15 protein-coding genes are annotated in these 17,780 nt (G+C 44.0%); 8 read left to right on the forward strand and 7 right to left on the reverse strand.

The genetic code is table 11. The features are described 5' to 3' along the window. Positions 1 to 15: 15 nt before the first annotated feature. The 6 genes from UYC_RS0110290 (at position 16) to UYC_RS0110315 (ending at position 5,434) form a co-directional block, all read left to right on the forward strand. Positions 16 to 330: a CTB family bacteriocin gene (locus tag UYC_RS0110290; RefSeq protein ID WP_016877019.1), complete on the forward strand. Its 315-nt coding sequence runs from the start codon at positions 16 to 18 to the stop codon at positions 328 to 330. A gap of 175 nt (positions 331 to 505) precedes the next feature. After that, a complete protein-coding gene (locus tag UYC_RS0110295; protein WP_235083023.1) occupies positions 506 to 790 on the forward strand; it encodes a CTB family bacteriocin in 285 nt (94 codons plus the stop codon). A 169-nt stretch (positions 791 to 959) separates the two neighbouring features. Continuing rightward, complete coding sequence (locus UYC_RS0110300; RefSeq protein WP_016877017.1) at positions 960 to 1,235, forward strand: hypothetical protein; 276 nt, start codon at positions 960 to 962, stop codon at positions 1,233 to 1,235. Positions 1,236 to 1,338: 103 nt separating this feature from the next. Then, positions 1,339 to 1,623, forward strand: coding sequence for a CTB family bacteriocin (locus UYC_RS0110305; RefSeq protein WP_016877016.1), 285 nt, complete (start codon positions 1,339 to 1,341; stop codon positions 1,621 to 1,623). 114 nt (positions 1,624 to 1,737) lie between these two features. Next, positions 1,738 to 3,234 carry an HlyD family secretion protein gene (locus UYC_RS0110310; RefSeq protein WP_016877015.1) on the forward strand — a complete coding sequence of 499 codons (1,497 nt, stop codon included), beginning with the start codon at positions 1,738 to 1,740 and terminating at the stop codon, positions 3,232 to 3,234. A 31-nt stretch (positions 3,235 to 3,265) separates the two neighbouring features. After that, the gene (locus UYC_RS0110315; RefSeq protein ID WP_016877014.1) at positions 3,266 to 5,434 is read left to right on the forward strand and encodes a peptidase domain-containing ABC transporter; all 2,169 of its coding nucleotides are present in this window, start codon (positions 3,266 to 3,268) and stop codon (positions 5,432 to 5,434) included. 64 nt (positions 5,435 to 5,498) lie between these two features. Here UYC_RS0110315 and UYC_RS38870 read toward each other — a convergent pair whose 3' ends face one another. Then, entirely contained in the window at positions 5,499 to 5,645 is a 147-nt protein-coding gene (locus tag UYC_RS38870) for a hypothetical protein (protein ID WP_016877013.1), read from the reverse strand. Between the two features lie 73 nt (positions 5,646 to 5,718). Here UYC_RS38870 and UYC_RS0110320 point away from each other — a divergent pair, with 73 nt between their 5' ends. After that, positions 5,719 to 6,648 carry an AraC family transcriptional regulator gene (locus UYC_RS0110320; RefSeq protein WP_235083022.1) on the forward strand — a complete coding sequence of 310 codons (930 nt, stop codon included), beginning with the start codon at positions 5,719 to 5,721 and terminating at the stop codon, positions 6,646 to 6,648. A gap of 400 nt (positions 6,649 to 7,048) precedes the next feature. Beyond that, a complete protein-coding gene (locus UYC_RS0110325; RefSeq protein ID WP_016877010.1) occupies positions 7,049 to 8,149 on the forward strand; it encodes an aldo/keto reductase in 1,101 nt (366 codons plus the stop codon). On the opposite strand, the gene UYC_RS0110330 is transcribed toward UYC_RS0110325, so the two are convergent. From UYC_RS0110330 to UYC_RS35485, 6 genes are all read right to left on the reverse strand, one after another. Further along, complete coding sequence (locus UYC_RS0110330; RefSeq protein WP_016877009.1) at positions 8,146 to 9,651, reverse strand: helix-turn-helix domain-containing protein; 1,506 nt, start codon at positions 9,649 to 9,651, stop codon at positions 8,146 to 8,148. The two genes, UYC_RS0110325 and UYC_RS0110330, sit on opposite strands and share 4 nt — an antisense overlap. A gap of 1,118 nt (positions 9,652 to 10,769) precedes the next feature. Beyond that, positions 10,770 to 11,600 (reverse strand): ATP-dependent sacrificial sulfur transferase LarE, encoded by an 831-nt coding sequence (gene larE / locus UYC_RS0110335; protein WP_016877008.1) that lies wholly within the window; start codon positions 11,598 to 11,600, stop codon positions 10,770 to 10,772. Between the two features lie 201 nt (positions 11,601 to 11,801). Further along, positions 11,802 to 14,987: an efflux RND transporter permease subunit gene (locus tag UYC_RS0110340; protein WP_235083021.1), complete on the reverse strand. Its 3,186-nt coding sequence runs from the start codon at positions 14,985 to 14,987 to the stop codon at positions 11,802 to 11,804. 224 nt (positions 14,988 to 15,211) lie between these two features. Then, entirely contained in the window at positions 15,212 to 16,561 is a 1,350-nt protein-coding gene (locus UYC_RS0110345; RefSeq protein ID WP_016877006.1) for an efflux RND transporter periplasmic adaptor subunit, read from the reverse strand. Positions 16,562 to 16,651: 90 nt separating this feature from the next. Continuing rightward, on the reverse strand, positions 16,652 to 16,867 hold the full coding sequence (locus UYC_RS38560) for a hypothetical protein (RefSeq protein WP_162139000.1): 216 nt from the start codon (positions 16,865 to 16,867) through the stop codon (positions 16,652 to 16,654). A gap of 103 nt (positions 16,868 to 16,970) precedes the next feature. Continuing rightward, positions 16,971 to 17,780, reverse strand: an 810-nt coding sequence (locus UYC_RS35485) for a response regulator (protein WP_016879509.1), incomplete at its 5' end; no start/stop codon positions are given.

Raw genomic sequence — 17,780 nt, forward strand, 5'->3', positions numbered from 1 at the left:
ATGGAGTTCAATATTATGGAATCCAAGTTGTTTACAGAACTATGCGATCGGCAACAAGAACTTATCTGTGGTGGTGGGCAACTCATAGCTGCTGATGAGTTTGACTACACAGATTTTGAATATCAAAATGTAAATCTTGCCAAGGTTATTGCTTCAGGTATTAATGGCTCCTTCATCACTAAGGAATTGTCAACTAACTTTGTCTTCACTAGTGCCTATGAAGAGCTGATGCTGGACTTTGAGCCTGCTGCTAATGGTGACAACGGCAATGGTAATGGCAATGGCAATGGCAATGGCAATGGTGGTTTTCCTCCCCTACCTACTCTCTAGCTTTCAGTCTTTCTGAAGATGCTCTTAGGAAGAGTTGTGAGGTTGGTGAAATTTGTTAAGCAACTGTACAAATTTCTCCTAAATGGATTCCAGAGCGTCTGATCGCGGAGTAAGTCTCTGGAGTTCCTGCCAGCTAATGTTTGCGTTTTATAAAATCTATCAACGAGGTAGAACAATGGAAACTAAACTTTTTGTAGAACTATCTGATAATCAACAAGAGCTTATCTGTGGTGGTGGTCAGCTTTTAAATCTTGACGAGTTTGACTATACAGATTTTGAGTATCAAACTCTGGATCTTTCCAAGACTATTGCTTCAGGTATTAATGGTTCCTTCATTACTAAGGAACTGTCAACTAACTTTGTCTTCACTAGTGCCTACGAAGACTTAATGTTAGATTTTGAGCCTACTGCTGTTGGCGGTAATGGCAATGGCAATGGTAATGGAAATGGTGATGAATAGATAGTCAAAATTTCTCACAAATCGATTCTAGAGCATCTTAATAAAAGAGTAAGTCTCTAGAATCTTTCCTGATAATATTTGCATTTTGCCAACATATCAATAAGATTTAGACTGTAGAAATTGTCGCTCGTTTGCAAGCGTACTTAATTAGTTCTGCAGGAGAAAAAAAATGAATTTAAAAGATATTCCTCTGTCATTAGAAGAACTTACAGATGAGACTGCCACTACTATATCGGGCGGAGTTGGGGTATTTGAGGGAGCGATTGTAATTCCTTGGGCACCGCCTAAGAATAAAGCAAAAGTTCCATTTGACTTATTCTCAAATGGTTCGGGCAAATCGAATCAAGCTGATGAGTCAGAGAATCCAGAAGAAACTATTCAGCAGGCAAGTGAGGATATAGAGCTTGGTCGAAATTGGGTTAAAACTGTCAAGAATGCATTCTAAAGATAAGATGCAACCTTTGAGTTTACGAAAACAAAAATAATTATTTAGGCAACTAGTTAAGTTATCTAAAAAAGCCAATTATTATCTGTTTTGAGGTATCAATATGTCTCTTTCAATAATTCTTTACCCAGAGTTATTAATGGAGTTGTCTGAAGAACAACAGGAAATTATAGCTGGTGGTGAAGTCGTGATTGTCAAGGAATATAATGAAGAACGTACATACGAAGATTCATCACAAACAGATTCATCTTCAACACCAACAGCTACAGCCACAGCAGAAGAAGAAGAAGAAAGCTGCTCCTGCTTTCCCTTTAACAATTTTCCCACCTTAATGTCACCTTTTAGAGCTAATGGTCGTGTTGCTCCTAGAAGAAGGTCGCTATTTTGATAGGTTGCCTTTTATTTCCCCAGATTATTTTTTGAATTCAATGTTTATGTGAGCAGCAAAAGAGAAAAGTAAGGGAGTAAATCTTTAGTCTTCCCAAACATTTTTTAGTTCACAATGACTAACATTTATTATCCAAACCAGCCTTCTGTTCTCAATCCAGACCAACTCCAACTTCCTCCAGTTCAAGGAGATGAGTTTCTTCCCCGGATTGGTTTCTGGGCAATCATCGGGGGGCTTTTTATGGTTGGTACTTTTGGAGCAGCTGTTTCAGTATCGGCTGTTCTTAATTACAATGTAGCTGTTAAAGTTCCGGCAACCATTCGTTTTGCTGGAGAACTGCGTCTAATTCAGTCTGCGATCGAAGGAAGCGTTGACAAAATAGAGGTTGGAGAAAATCAGATTGTTGAACAAGGGGAAGCCATTGCTCGTCTGAATGACTCCGAACTCCAGATTAAAAAAAGCCAACTGCAAGAGAGTATTCGGCAGATGTGGCTGCAGTTAGACCGTGTAGATGCTCAGATTGGAAGTTTAGATGCCCAGCTTGTAGCTCAATCCCATTTCTTGAAACGAACCCTCGCTTCTGCTCAAGCAGATTTGGCGAATAGCCAACGCAACTATCGAGATTTGCAAGTGACGACAGAAGCCGATCTAGCAGAAGCTGAAGTTGCTTTAAAGGTTGCTACGGCACAGTGGAGACGATTGCATCAGGAAAATGAATTAGAGGCAACCTTGCATGAAGCTGAGGCTAATTTAAAGATTGCCAAGACCCAGCGAGACCGATTAAAGCAGATATTAGCATCGGGGGCTATTTCTCAAAATTTATTTGAAGAAAAAGAACAGGCTGTGAAGGCTGCAGAGGCGAAACTTTCACAGACTAAAGCCTCTGTGAAAAAGCTTTTTGAGGAAAAAGAACAGGCTGTTGAGATTGCAAAAGCAAGGTTAACAAAAGCAAAAACGTCACTCAACCCCAGCAATGCAATTGTAGTCGTGGCGATGGAACGAATTGGTTTAGAGTGGGCTAAAGGTCAGGCAACTTTAGCAGCCTTAAACAAGGAGCGAGAGAACCTGATTGAAGGGCGCATTGAGTTACAAAAGCATTTAGGCCAAATTCAGAAAGAACTAATACAAATAGAAACTAACTTAAAACAGACGATTATTCGAGCACCAATAGCAGGCACACTACTGCAACTAAAGCTTCGCAACCCAGAGCAAGTTGTCCAACCAGGGGAAGCGATCGCCTATATCGCTCCTATAAATACCCCATTACTTATTGAAGCTCAAGTCCCAGCTCAAGATATTGACAACGTCAAACCCGGACAAAAAGTCAAAATGCAAGTCTCCGCTTGTCCTTACACTGACTTTGGCACGCTCCAAGGCACCGTCAAAACAGTCGCTCCAGATGCTTTACCCTCCACTAGTACTAAAAATGATGTACCTGCTACACCCACTGCCTATAAAGTGACTATTCAACCCCAAACTAACTTTGTTGGAGATGCAAAACGCCAATGTCTGTTGCAAGCGGGTATGGAGGGGAGAGCCGACATTATTTCCCGTCAGGAGACAGTTTTGAAGTTCCTTCTCAGAAAAACCAGATTGATGGTAGATCTGTAACGCCAATTCTGAGTTTGTTGAGGTAAGCTTTATGATTCAGTTGCTTAACTCTCGCAACGGTTATAAATGTGTCTTACAGGCTAGTGAGGAAGACTGTGGGGCAGCGTGCGTAGCTTCGATTGCAAAATATTATGGACAAACGATCGCTCTCAACCGCAGTCGGGAAGCTGTTGGCACAGGGCAATTGGGAACTACTCTCCTTGGCTTGAAGCGAGGTATGGAAAGCCTGGGTTTCAATGCTCGCTCTGTCAAAGCTGTTCCAGAATTTGTCGATCGCGTTCAAGAAGTACCTTTGCCGGCGATCGTCCACTGGCGGGGGAATCACTGGGTTGTGCTGTACGGCAAGCGGGGCAAAAAGTACGCGATCGCCGATCCAGCAGTGGGCATCCGCTATCTCAAACGCCAGGAGTTTATTGCCTCGTGGAATGGAATTATGCTTCTGGTAGAACCAGATCCAGAGCGCTTTTTCGTTCAACCTCAAGATGAACAAAAAAGTGGTTTTGGCAGGTTTCTAAGGCGAGTCTGGCCTTACCGAGGACTACTGGCAGAGGCATTGCTGATCAATATTGTTTTGGGACTCCTTGCCTTAGGAAACCCAGTCTTGATCCAACTTCTGACTGACGATGTTTTGGTGCGCCAAGATACTCAACTACTGACTGTGGTGATAGTAGCTGTCATTCTCATGACTCTCTTTAGCAGTACCTTGCGACTGTTACAAGCTACGATGATTTCTCACTTTGGTCAGCGGTTACAGCTAGGATTGGTCTTAGAGTTTGGTCGCAAGCTCCTCCAACTGCCCTTGACTTTCTACGAAACCCGTCGCAGCGGCGAGATTACCAGCCGCTTGCGTGATATCAATGAAATTAATCAGTTAGTTTCCCAAGTCGTAATCTTGCTACCCAGCCAGTTTTTTGTGGCGGTGGTGTCTTTTGGTTTCATGCTGTTCTACAGTTGGAAACTCACCCTTGCGGTAATCACAATCGCAGGAGTGATGGCTCTCACCAACCTGCCATTTCTGCCCGTGCTGCGGCAAAAGACCCGTCAACTGTTGGTTTTAGCAGCAGAAAATCAAGGGGTTTTGGTTGAAACTTTTAAAGGCGCTCAGGTTGTCAAAACCACAAATGCTGCTCCTCAATTTTGGGACGAATTCCAAAGCCGCTTTGGTCGTCTGGCAAATGTTACATATAGTACTATACAAATCAGTATTATTAATGGGACATTTTCACAATTTGTCGGTGGCATTGGTGGTGTGATTTTACTCGGATTGGGAAGCACACTAGTCATTTCTAAGGAATTTAGTATCGGGCAGTTACTAGCTTTTAATGTTTTACAGGGTAATGTTTTGGTATTTTTAGGCACTATACTAGGCTTAACAGACGAGTATTTTCGCGCCCAAACAGCCGTCAATCGACTAGTAGAAGTTATAGATGCTACTCCTGAAACTTTAGGGGAGATTCAAAAGCCTTTTGCCATCATCCCAGGAGATGCCGACATCTGCTGTACCAATATTAACTTTCATCATGCGGGTCGAGTCGATCTGCTCAATGATTTTTCCCTTACACTTCCTGGTGGGAAAGTGATCGCCTTAATTGGCAAGTCTGGCTGTGGCAAAAGTACCTTGGCAAAGCTAATTGCCGGTCTTTATCAGCCCCAATCTGGCAATATTAGGATTGGCTTTTACAATATGCAGGATCTTGCTCTGGAATGCCTGCGACAACAAATTGTCTACGTGCCCCAAGAACCGCATTTTTGGAGTCGTTCAATTCTGGAGAACTTCCGCTTGGGAAGTCCCTATATTTCCTTTGAAGAGATTGTCAAAGCCTGCCAAATTGCCGATGCTGATAGCTTTATCAGTCAATTGCCCAACAACTATCAAACTGTTCTCGGAGAGTTTGGGGCGAATCTTTCTGGAGGACAACGCCAAAGATTAGCGATCGCCAGAGCCATTGTCAGTGATCCGCCCATCCTCATCATGGATGAATCAACGGCGAGTTTAGATCCTGTCAGTGAAGCTCAAATCCTAGAGCGGCTCTTAGCCCATCGCCAAGGTAAAACCACAATTTTAATTACACACCGACCTAGAGTCATCAATTACTGTGATTGGGTTGTTCTCCTAGAGCAGGGGCGATTGAAACTACAAGGCGCGCGACTGGAACTACAATCTGTTCCAGGTGATCATTTAAAATTCTTAACTCCTTAAATGTTGAGAAATTATGTTCAATTCTGTATTGTTCAAGTCCTAAGGTACGATCAAGATATTGCTCTCATGTCGCAATTATTTTGCTAGCATCCGCTGTCTTTGCGTCGATAAATTTTTGTATACCTAAAATGGCAGCGTTAAGGCGATGGTGCGACGTACCCGCCAGAGGCGATCGCTGCTGTCTTTCTATATCTTTAATTAAGGTAACCACCGTTTCCTGAGAGCGGTTATAGCTTACTCGCTACAGACGCCAAGGAAAGCGTCTGCAAAGCACCAGAGAAAACATGATGATGTCAGAGAGCAACTCCTTAATCACCTTTGAGCCTACTTCAGATGATAGCTGTAGGGAGGTTTTTTCTCGGTCTCCTATTCTATCAAGTTCTGACGTAGGCTGGAACAGCATCGATCTTAGTTACCATCTTTTGCCTGCTGCTCATGAAACTCCTGAATTTTTTAATACCCGGCATATGGTGGTGATTCAAACCCCAGTTTTGTCTTTAGTAAAATTAGAACGGAAACTTAACAATCGCTGGAGAAACGAATCTTTTAAGCAAGGCGACTCAATTGTCTACCCAGCCAACGTTCCTCGCCTCGAACGTTGGCATCACAAAGCAAGAAAGGAATGGGGTTCGATTAATTTGTGTTTTGAACCCAATCTTGTGGCAACAATTGCTCGTGAAGTAGTCGATCCGGATCGCGTCGAACTGATTTCCCCAGCGCCCCAGCCCGATCCTCTGATCGAGCATATTGGCTTAACCCTGAAAACCGAATTAGAATCAGATGCGGCTGGCAGTTATCTTTATGCTGAATCAGCGGCTACACTTTTGAGCGTGCATCTGCTCAAAAAGTATTCTACCCTTCAACCCAATTTGCCAGAGTACCAAGATGGATTGCCTCAGCACTATCTCAAGCAAGTAATCGACTACATTCATGCCCACCTTGACGAGAATATCAGGTTGGCTGAATTGGCAAATCTCGCGAATATGAGCCAGTATTACTTCTGCCGCCTGTTCAAGCAATCAATGGGTATTTCTCCCCACCATTATTTGATTCAACAACGGGTGGAGCGGGCAAAGCAGTTATTGAAATTGCAAGGGTGGACAATAGCTGACATTGCTCTAGAATGTGGATTTTACAATCAAACTCACCTGACTAAACACTTCCGACAAATGACTGGAACCACTCCTAAAGCTTATGCGATCGCTTGTCGTTAAAGGTAACGGAGAATGGGGACAGGGGACAGGGAACAGGGGACAGGGAACAGGGGACAGGGAACAGGGGATAGGGGATAGGGAACAGGGAATAGGGAATAGGGGATAGGGGACAGGGAACAGGAGACGGTATAAAGAATGTATAATTAATTTTGTTGAAGTACTTATGTAGTAAAAATTAGAATTCCCTTCGGGTATCTATACATACACCCGGAGGACTGTAAAACTGATTTAGCAACGTTTTGTAGACTTAATTTATCAAGAAAGAATATTCTGGATTCTGGCTCCTGGCTTGTGGATTCTTCTTCAATTTTTATTTTTTTGCTGAAACGTCAGGCTAAACGCCAACTAACTCCGATTACACTACTCACACGCCATGAATGGCTATCCATCAAGGGCACTAATGTCTTTTGAAAGGCTCAATCAAATCAACGACTATCGACAGTTGGGTAACACTAATTTATACGTTTCGCCATTCTGTTTGGGTACCATGAGCTTTGGTACTGATTGGGGCTGGGGAGCCGACAGAGCCGAGAGCTATAGAATGTTTAGCCTCTACGTCGAACGAGGGGGAAACTTTATCGACACTGCCAACCACTATACTAATGGCACCAGCGAAACCTTTTTGGGAGAATTCATCGGCAATCTTCGAGATCGGTTAATTGTTGGTACCCACTATAGTGTTTTCACCCAGCGTGGAGATGCCAATTCTAGTGAAGATCGCCTCAGAAAAATGGTTCAGTCACTGGAAACGAGCCTCAGACGCCTGCGAACTGATTACATCGACATCTACTGGATTCACCACTGGGTATTTGGAACCCCAATTGAAGATGTGATGCGAGTACTGGATCAGGTAGTGCGATCAGGCAAAATTCTCTATGTGGGCGTGTCGAATACTCCTGCCTGGAAAATTGCTCAAGGGAATGCGATCGCTCAACTGCGTGGTTGGAGTCCTTTTATTGGCGTGCAAGTGGAATACAACTTAATTAACCGCATGGCAGAACGAGACATTATTCCCATGGCTAATGATTTACAGATGGGTTTTGTGGCAACCTCTCCCTTAGCTGGGGGTATCCTAACTGGAAAATACAACCAACTCGCCCTCGCCAGACAAATCTCTGTTTCTGAAATGCTTGCGCGTATTGATTGTACAACTGCTCGCGCATCATTGAATCAAGAAATTGGACGACTAAATCTGCATAACTTAGCAATTTCGCTCGAATTGATGGAAATTGCTCGTCAAATCGACCGTTCACCTGCTCAAGTTGCTTTGAACTGGCTTTTGCAACAGTCCGACATTACTAGCACTATCTTGGGCGCTCGTACCAGTCAGCAACTAGAAGAAAACTTAGGTTCCGTGGAGTTTCAACTGGATATGACACAAATTGCTGATGTAGATGCAATTAATCCGACTGATTCAGGTATGCTCTATGGTGATACTGTATACTCAGAAGTTCAAGACATCCTCTTAGAATCAGCCCGTGTTGTTGACTTGAATCATTAACGCGCTAAAATTCGTTTTGTCATATACTCCATAACCATTGGCTGGAGTGTAAAGCCGTCTGAAGTATTTTCAATTAGCGATCGCTGCCTTAGAGTTCTCAGAGCTTCTGGCAAGTTAGCTCCTGAGCCGGAGAGGAAGATTTTCTCTTGCAACTGGGGAATGCCAACAGGTTTACCGTTCCTTGATAGCCAACACATAATTTCTCGCTCTAAAGTTGGCAAGCGATTAAATTGTTGGTCTAATAAATTCCAAAGCTCATCAAAAACCAAAATTCCTTGCCTTAAATATTCTAAAAATTCCGAGAGATTCCCATCAAATAACTCTTGAATTCCTGCCGCCACAATCTTGAGAGCAAGAGGATTGCCTCCATAATAATCAATTAAGGCTCTCCATTCTTCGTCAGTTCCACAAAAAGTTCCCTTGGCTCTCAAAATTTCCCGTGCTGCTTCAAATTGCATCCCCTTCAATTGTAAGCAGCGTACAGGCAGGGTTTCTCCCTCTTCAGCCGCTAATCCTTCGGGTTTTTCGCGAGTCGTGAGCAGCAAGCAGCTCTGATGATTGCTCTTTCCTATACATAGGAATAACTGACTATAGCCTTCATATCCCTCTCGATAACAACCAGTGCGTTCACCACTTTGCAGAATTGATTCGGCACCATCTAGAACTAACAAGCAGCGGGAGGCACGCAACCATTCTAGTAAAAGTAAAATTCTGCGATCGCAAGAACTTGGTAAATGATCACTAGGTTCGCTGCTGAGAGATTGGAGAAGGGTAGGCAAAGTTTCTTCTAAGAAAGGAGCATTGTGGAGACTGCGCCAAATAAGTCCCTCAAATTTGTCTTGAACCAACTCAGCCAGCTTTGCTGCTAGAGCCGTTTTACCTATCCCACCCATGCCCTGAAGTGTCACTAAGCGACAGCGATCTTGAACAATCCATTGCTCAAGAGTGGTTAGTTCTTGATTGCGCCCATAGAAAGTTGAAACATCAGGAGCATCGCCCCAATCGAGATGTTGCTTTGTTGGTTCTGTTTTCTGTTTTTCTCTCCAGTGGGGAGGTAAATCTTCAGCGTTCTGCATACGTCGTTCTAGTACTGCCTTAAAGTTTTTTTTCCCTACTCTTTCCCCTAATTCCTCAGAAAGTTGCTGCCATAAACTTGCTGCTACATCCTTAATATGTCCCTCAGAACAGTGAATAGCTTCAGCTATGTCTTCATATTTCCTGTCTTCCCAAGCACCCTTCAAGATATCTCTTTGTAAACTATTTAGAGTCTTACCTTGCTTTGCTGAAATTATCGATTCGGCAAATTTCAATGCTGGAGAACTATAAATAACCTCGGCAATATCTTCATATTTTTGATCTTCCCAAGCATTCTTCAACATTTGCCTTTGTAAAATGTTCAAAGGTTTGCCCTGTCTAGCTAAGGTTGTTGACTCAAAAAGGGTTAAATCCCGATCTGGTTGGTGTGGGCGATTTTTATCGAGTGAATTGTGCTGAACATACATAAATTCAATCAGCTTTGATTAAGATTGAACACAATATTATTTCTTAAATAGCGGTCAAGAGCACTATTTAAGTCTGGATGTGCTGTCATAGTTAGTGACCAATCTCAAAAAAGTCACAAACTACTGACTATTCCAGGTTGAATTTTTAGTAGCAATGTTAATAAAGCGACAATAAATTGCAACGGTTGTTTTTACACTTTGACTTTTGGAATTTGAATACACCACAGGGAAATCCACTACCCAAATTTTTTATTATTGTTGGGTTCCACTTCGTACTACTTTGTAAAAGCAAGATATAATCAAATCTATAATCAAGATGGCATCCGCATTTGTGCCATTTTAACTTTCTTGCGAGCGCAAAACATCAAAAAATGATAGAGATGTTTCTCTAGCAAAAATCATCAACACCTAATAGTCAATAGAAGGAAAATCTCACAACCAAAGATGAAATTACCTCTTTCTGCTCTCCTTGCCTGTTATTTATTTTCAGCGAGAAAAAAAGTTGTAAAACAAAGGGTTTAGAGTTTAAAATTTGTACATTATAGGCAAAGTTTTTTATTAGCTCAGAGTACAGCAGTTCACAGTTTGCAACAGTCTGTAAGCAGCAGCCCTGTAACAACAACAAAAGCCTCTGGCTAACCCACTGGAATGGGACAAGATATCGGATTAGGGTAAAGGTAATAGAAGCAGTGAGAATTTCTAGATTTTTCTGAGATAGAGATTAAAAGCCAATTTTTATGGTCTAAACTCAAGATTAAATACTTATCCAACAAATTTCTCAGAGATTCTTGCTATTTTTACTACCTTCTTTACGATATTCTTGCGATTGGCAGTGAATGAATTTTTCTTTTCCCCTATTCTCACCCAGCAGTAAACAAGAGTTTCCGATTCAACTTGCAAAAAGCTGGGCTAGAACGCGTTTGCTTGAGACCCTGAGTGAATATTAACACTCATTTTTCGGCAGTATATATAGAAAATTGGCAGAAATTGTCACTAGATTTGGTCGTATCCTGTTACCTAGTTCCCATCCTCCCAGCTTACCTAGTAGTCTGGCAAGGCAACTTTCCCAGCCTCTCAGTTAACCTAGTTCCCAGCCTCTAGGCTGGAAACTAGTGAATTTATGCTTTCACGCTCAAGGTTTGTGGATTTAAAACCCGATTTAATTTACCACTGCTATAACCTTCTAAATCTAGAGTGACGTACATAAAACCAAACTCTTGAAATGCAGACACCACTGTTTGTAAGTCTGTATTCAACACAAAATCTTTAATTTGTTCTGGCGGCAATTCAATCCGAGCCGTATCACCTTGCGATCGCACGCGCAAATTCTGCCAACCTAACTTACGCAAGTAAATTTCTGCTCTGCCCACACGTTGCAATTTAGCAACAGTAATCTCTTCTCCGTAGGGAAAACGGGAACTCAGACAAGGTTGAGCGGGTTTATCCCACCAAGATAAACCCAGTTGCAAAGAAAGCTCGCGAACTTCCATTTTGCTAATGCCAACTTCTGCTAGAGGCGATCGCGCACCTCTTTCTTTTGCTGCCTGAATTCCGGGACGATAATCGTGCATATCATCAGCATTGACGCCATCTACCACATAGGGATAGCCCATCTTCTGCGCCAAGGGTTTGAGAGTATCGTGTAATTCGCTCTTACAGAAATAGCAACGGTTAACAGGGTTGGCAGTGTAATTGGGATTTTCCATCTCGTGTGTCTCAATAATTTGATGAGGAATCCCAATTGTTGCTGCTTGCAGGGAGGCATCTTCTAATTCTTCCGGCAACAGGCTTGGTGAAACAGCTGTCACAGCCAAAGCGCGATCGCCCAACACATCATAAGCAATCTTGGCAACCAAAGTACTATCCACACCGCCAGAATAGGCAATTAGAGCTTGCTCCATTTCTGCAAATATGGCTTTTAGTTGCTCAAGTTTTTCTGTTAGCATCATTTTCCCATCCAGCCAAATCTTGCACCCTACAAATTAAATTTTAGTGGTTAGTCATTGGTCATTGGTTAGTAGTTAGTGGATAGTGGTTAGTGGTTAGTAGTATTATCCCCCCCTGCTCCCCTGCTCCTGGTGCTTCTTTCCTAATCCCTTGTCCCCTAGCCCCTAGCCTCTAGTCTCTAGCCCCTAGCCTCTATTTCCCGCTCAAATCCTCACTTTACCATTACTATCAACACTTGCCGTCGCTGTTTGAGTGCGCTTTGAGGCGTTGCCACCGGATATGTCGTGTAATAATCCCATCAGCGCAGGTACTACTGTCGGTGTGAGGATGGTAGAAAATGCCAAACCACCTGTGAGTACAATACCTAAACCTTGATATAACTCAGAACCTTGTCCTGGTAAAATTGCCAAGGGCAACATCCCCAGTACGCTGGTGCCGGCTGACATGAAAATCGCACGCAGGCGGTCGTTGGTGGCGTTGTACAATGAAGCATCAAAGTCTTCACCTGCTTCTTGGAGTTGTAAGGCACGGTCAACAAGTAGAATCGCGTTATTGACAACCACACCAGTCAGAATCACAAATCCCAACGCCGTAATCATATCCAGAGGCACGTTCATGCCCAGAATACGATTGGCAAGCACCAAACTTAAAAGGGCACCACTCATCCCCATCGGTAATGTTGCCATAATCACCAATGGGTAGAGGAACGATTTATAAAGTGCAACCAACAGCAGATAAGTAACTAACACCGAGAGTACAAAAGCTGTAGCTAATTGCGAAACTGTGGTTGCCAATTGATCGGCTGAACCAGATAATTCTAGGCGATCGCTCCCAGACAGGTTAGCACGCAGGGGAGCCAGAATTTCATTTTCGGTACGTTCTACCAGTGTTCCCAAGGGTGCATCGGGTGCTAGGGCAGCAGTGAGGGTGATGGAACGCTCTAAGTTAACGTGATTGATAACATCTGCTCCAGTAGTTTCACGTACTTCTGCTACGTCTTGTAGTTGTACTTGTCTGCCCTGGCTATACAACGGTAGCTGACGCAATTGTTCGGGCGTTTCCACAAAGGTATTTTTTAATTCTACGGAAACATCCAGTTCCTCTTTCCCATCGATGTAATCGGAGGCGATACGTCCACCCAGCGCCGCTTCTACCATTTCGCCTATTTCTGCTTCTGAAAGTCCAACTTCCGCAAGACGTTCTCGGATGGGAATCACTTGCAGTTCTCCTGCCCCCGCAACGAAGTTAGAACGCACACTACGCACACCAGGTAAAGCCCGGATCTTGGCAGAAATTTCCTTCTCTAGCTTGCTCAACTCATCCAAATTTGCCCCAATAATATCAACCTCAAACTCCTTACCCGGATCGCGGAAAATGGAGAGGCGGGTAGGTATGATGAACCGATAGCCAGCAAAATCATTACTCTTGGCTCGCATCTTGTCCACCATGTCGGCAAGCCCGGTGGTAGTAGCAAATTCTGGTTTGAGAATTGTCGCAACACCGCGAATTCCCCCCGGACGGTCAATATACATAATACGATCAACTTCGGGCTGCGATCGCAAAAACGCTTGCAGTGGTTCTGACTGGCGGATCGCTTCCGGAATGCTGGTTCCGGGTAAGGGTTCTGCCCGCCAAAGCACAAGGTTACGGTTGCCTTCTGGTAGGTAGTCGGCAGGAGGCAGGAGGAATATACTGATAATAAGCAAAGTAACAGGTATCGAAAGAATCAATAGTCTGCGCCCGACTCGCTTCCTTCCCAGCGACCAACTCACGGTAGCAGCGAGGAAGTTTTCCAATTTGCCTTGAAAATATCGGAATGTGGCAGATGACCTAGCAACAGCACGTTCTAACCAGTTCCCACCTCGATAATTTCCTCCTTGTAACATTTGTATTGCTTCCGATTGCTTGAGAAAAAGTCCAGATAGCATCGGCACTAAAGTCAATGCCGCAAAGAGGGAGAACAGCGAAGATGCAGAAAGAGCGATCGCCATATCTGCATACAACTGTCCTGCTTCCCCCGTCACCATAATCAGGGGCACAAACACCACTACATTCGTCAGTGTCGAACCCAACATAGCACCCCAAACTTCCTGCGTACCCTCAATTGCGGCATTTAAGGCACTTTTACCCTGTTGCATATGGGTGAAAATATTTTCAATCACCACAATAGCGTTATCTACTACCATCCCCACTGCAAACGCCAACCCTGCCAAACTGATGATGTTCAGTGTTCTGCCTAACGCTGCCATGACTATAAACACCATGACTAGGGTTGTGGGAATCGTCAGCGCTACAACAGCCACTGTCCGCATCGAACCCAGAAACAAGATTAAGACAATTGTTGCTAACAGCGCTCCGGTAACTAAGTTTCCTTGTACGAACGATACCGACTGGTTGATATATTCACTTTCGTCATAGTTATAAGCAAAGCGAATGCCCTCATTACGCTTATCGAATTCAGATTGCAGCTCGGTAATTGCGGCTCGGATACCCTTTGCCACCTCCGGCACATTCGCCCCAATTTGACGAATCACACCCACAGCAACCGCAGGTGTACCATTAAACATCAGGGCGCTATCTTGGGGTTTGCGCCCCATTGCCACTTCCGCCACATCTCGCAGATACACAGTCCCAGCCTCATCCCTTCTGAGGATAAACCCTTCGATTTGCTTGATGTCTTGCGAGCGGCTTACTGTCCGCACTCGATATTCGCGTCGCCCCAATACTAAAGGCCCGCCCCTAATGTCACGGTTATTTTCCCGCAAGACTCGCACAACATCGCCAATAGTGAGGTTGCGATCGGAAAGAGCTTTCGGATCAATCCGTACTTCTACTTCTCGTTCTTGTCCACCAACAATCAGAAATTGTCCCACACCTGCCACCCGCCGCAAACGCGGTACTACAACCTCTTCTGCCAAATCTCGATAACGATTCGGATCGGCTTGAAAGTTGTCTTTGGTAGCAAAGGGAATCCACATCATCGGCGAACTATTACCGCCTACCAGTTCGACATCCGACTCTTGAGCTTCCTCTGGCAGACTTGGAACTTGCTGCAAACGGTTGATGACATCCAATAAACGGCCTTCTAAATTTGTACCGTCGGCAAACTCTAAAGTAATACTGCTGCGTCCATTACGGGAAGTGCTGGTAATTTCCTGCACGCCCAGCACTTCTTCCATTCGTTCTTCAATCGGACGGGTAATTAAGTCTTCCACTTCAGTTGGACTTGCACCAGGGTAAGGAGTAGTGATCGTAATTTCCGGGCGATCGCCTCCTGGTTGCAATTCCAAGGGCATTCTTAACAGCGAAAAAATCCCCAATAAAGCTAGCAAGCAAAATAAAACAAATGTGCCGTGCCGCCAGCGAACAGCAGTTTGGATGAAATTCATAATAATTTTTAGATTTACGTTTAATGTGAATTCAACAGAAAAAGCTGGTTGTAACCTAGCCCAATTGTTTTTGGGGAAGCGAACACAGATGGACACAGATGAACACAGATAAATCATCGGTGTCCATCTGTGTTTATCTGTGGTCGATTTTCCAAACCTGATTTTTGCCAATGGTTTTTAATTCACATCAGGCATAATTTTGAAGTATTACTAGCAGTACTGGATTATTTCTCCAAAACTTTCACTGCCGCCCCATCAGATAAACCATCACCACCGCGCAAAACTATCCGTTCTCCCGCCCGTAACTGTGGGTGAGAAATAGCTACATTTCTACCCATGTCAGCAATCATTTCCACTTCTAACTGTCTGGCTTTACCATTAGCAACAGTAAAGACAAGCCACTGATTTTGTCGCCTTGTCAGGGCATCACGGGAGACAACAAAGCTGGATTGATTGGATGGCATGATCAGATTGCCTGCGATCGCCATCCCCGGTAACAATCCTTGGGGGGGGTTATTTAACTGCACTCGCACTCGCTGCCGTCTAGATGCTGCTTCTGCAGCTGGAACTACTGCTGTTATTTTTGTCCGTCCTTTCCATTGTGGCAATGCCCGCGCCGTTAGTTCTATCAGCATTCCTGGGGTAACTCTACCGCTAAGTTCTTCTGGTAGCTCTAGAAAAATATCTAAAGCATTGCCCGACACCAATGTCACAATTTGATCGGAATCTTGCACCAGATCGCCGCGACTGATGTGGCGTGCTTGCACAACTCCAGATTCCAAAGAAAGAATCCGAGTGCGTTGTTGTGCTAATTTTGCCTGATTTAACGCTGCTTCTGCTGCTGCTACGTTAGCTTTTTGGGCTGCTATTTCTTCTTTGATTGGCCCTGCTTTTGCCTCTGCTAAAGCTGCTTGGGTTGCTAGTTTTTGTCCTCGCGCTTCATCTACAGCACTTGTTGCTTCTACTAAGACTCTCTGTGAGAGGGCACCCTGTTTTACCAAATCTGTGGTGCGTCTGAGGTTATCTCGTGCTTCTTGCTCTCGCGCTTGCGCAGAAGTAACTGCGGCTTGTCTTTGGGCAATAATTTCGGGACGAGTTCCTACTTCCAAACGGGCAAGGTTACTGCGTTGCTGTGCTAACTCTGCTCGCGCCCGTGATATTGCTAGCTGCTGATCGGAATCATCTAAAATCGCGATCGCCATTCCTGTTTTGACGCGATCGCCTGGTCTAACTAAAATTTCTCTAACTATACCTCCAGTTTGGGCGCGAATTGTTGATTGCTGACTTGCTTCTACCTGTCCCAGTAGTGATACGCTTGTTGTCGCGTTTCCCCTTGCTAGAATCGTGGTTTCTACAGGACGTGTTGGCGGTGCTGTTGGCTGCTGTTGAGCTAGAGCAGGTTTGGATGTTCCACCTGAAGAAAGCATCCGCCACAAAACAATTGCGTTAACTGCCAAGGACAAGGCTAGTAGCAGCCATAGCCAAGGCTTTCTGTTTCTGGGCTTCAACTCAGACACATCAGGGGTGTCTGAATGCAGATCAGAGTTTGAGACTTTTGCTTCAGAAGTATTCATGGTTTATTCAGTGTGCTTTCTTGTTAGGCAAGAACTTGAGAGCAAAGATCGCACCCAAAAGGGAAACCTTCGCCGTCAACTGGCAACCGCTCATAATTCAACTAAAAACACTAAAAACTTCCGCCAATCGAGCATTTGCAGCAAGCCTGCGATCGCAATAATTACAAAGTAACTTTTGCTTGATGTTAACTCAGATGTAGTAATATTTCGTAACTTTAACTTTATTCGATAAATGTGACAAAAAAATGTCAACTCTAGGAAGCGATCGCAGTCCACTTGAGTGGACTTTCTCGTTACCAGGTTCAACCTGGTAACGAGGGTATTTATTTCTTGGCGGGCTACCGAATGCAGACATTATCAGCGTTCCATAGTTGTAGGAATGCGATCGCGCTAATCAACAAGGGTGCATTTAAGGGGTATTTGTCTTTCCATCTCTCGCAAACTTAGGTGGTTTAATATACTTTGATACCAAGGTTGCTAAGAGGGGTAAATCAATAGGTTTAGAAATATAGTCATGAAATCCGGCAGCTAGGCAAGTTTCGCGATCGCCTTTCATTGCCATTGCTGTTTGAGCTATGACTGGAATAGCCTGGTAATTCCGATCTGTTCGTAGCTGCTTTACCACTAATAAACCATTTTTGTCAGGTAAATGAACATCTAACAAAATTATTCCTGGCTTTACCTGATTTAATACTTCCCACATTTGGGCAGCATTTTTGACACAAATAACTTGATATCCCAATGACTCAAGATAATTTTGCATTAACTTGGCATTAGGTGGATCGTTTTCTACTAGCAAAATTTCAGTAGAAGGATTTAGAGTGATGGTGTGTAAATGCTCAGGAGGCAATTCTCCGTAAAGTTGGGGTGTAGATACTTGAAGGGCAACTTCTGTTGTTTCCCCTTGTCTCCTCCTCTCCCCCTCCTCTTCTACTTCTGCCTGGTTCAAGGGAAGTACAATCGTAAAACGCGAGCCACGCTCAACTTCTGATTCTACTTCGACCCAACCACCGTGAAGTTCAGCAAGTTTTTGTGTAACCGCCAATCCCAAACCTGTGCCTTCTTCACGGCTAACTATGGCGCTAGCTATTTGAAAATAAGGTTGAAAAAGTTCGGCTTGGTGTTCTTGAGAGATGCCAGTGCCAGTATCCCAAACTGTAAAATGCATAAATGAGCCGTTAGCTTTGACTTGTAAACCAACGGTTCCACTGTCTGTAAA

Source organism: Chlorogloeopsis fritschii PCC 6912 (assembly GCF_000317285.1).
Taxonomy (GTDB): domain Bacteria; phylum Cyanobacteriota; class Cyanobacteriia; order Cyanobacteriales; family Nostocaceae; genus Chlorogloeopsis; species Chlorogloeopsis fritschii.

Bases quoted from the DNA above. Each gene is read 5' to 3' on its own strand.
- UYC_RS0110330 (WP_016877009.1), bottom strand. From the start codon at position 9,651: ATGTATGTTCAGCACAATTCACTCGATAAAAATCGCCCACACCAACCA.
- larE (WP_016877008.1), bottom strand. From the start codon at position 11,600: ATGATGCTAACAGAAAAACTTGAGCAACTAAAAGCCATATTTGCAGAA.
- UYC_RS0110300 (WP_016877017.1), top strand. From the start codon at position 960: ATGAATTTAAAAGATATTCCTCTGTCATTAGAAGAACTTACAGATGAG.
- UYC_RS0110345 (WP_016877006.1), bottom strand. From the start codon at position 16,561: ATGAATACTTCTGAAGCAAAAGTCTCAAACTCTGATCTGCATTCAGAC.
- UYC_RS0110290 (WP_016877019.1), top strand. From the start codon at position 16: ATGGAATCCAAGTTGTTTACAGAACTATGCGATCGGCAACAAGAACTT.
- UYC_RS0110315 (WP_016877014.1), top strand. From the start codon at position 3,266: ATGATTCAGTTGCTTAACTCTCGCAACGGTTATAAATGTGTCTTACAG.
- UYC_RS0110305 (WP_016877016.1), top strand. From the start codon at position 1,339: ATGTCTCTTTCAATAATTCTTTACCCAGAGTTATTAATGGAGTTGTCT.
- UYC_RS0110320 (WP_235083022.1), top strand. From the start codon at position 5,719: ATGATGATGTCAGAGAGCAACTCCTTAATCACCTTTGAGCCTACTTCA.
- UYC_RS0110340 (WP_235083021.1), bottom strand. From the start codon at position 14,987: ATGAATTTCATCCAAACTGCTGTTCGCTGGCGGCACGGCACATTTGTT.
- UYC_RS0110295 (WP_235083023.1), top strand. From the start codon at position 506: ATGGAAACTAAACTTTTTGTAGAACTATCTGATAATCAACAAGAGCTT.
- UYC_RS0110325 (WP_016877010.1), top strand. From the start codon at position 7,049: ATGTCTTTTGAAAGGCTCAATCAAATCAACGACTATCGACAGTTGGGT.
- UYC_RS0110310 (WP_016877015.1), top strand. From the start codon at position 1,738: ATGACTAACATTTATTATCCAAACCAGCCTTCTGTTCTCAATCCAGAC.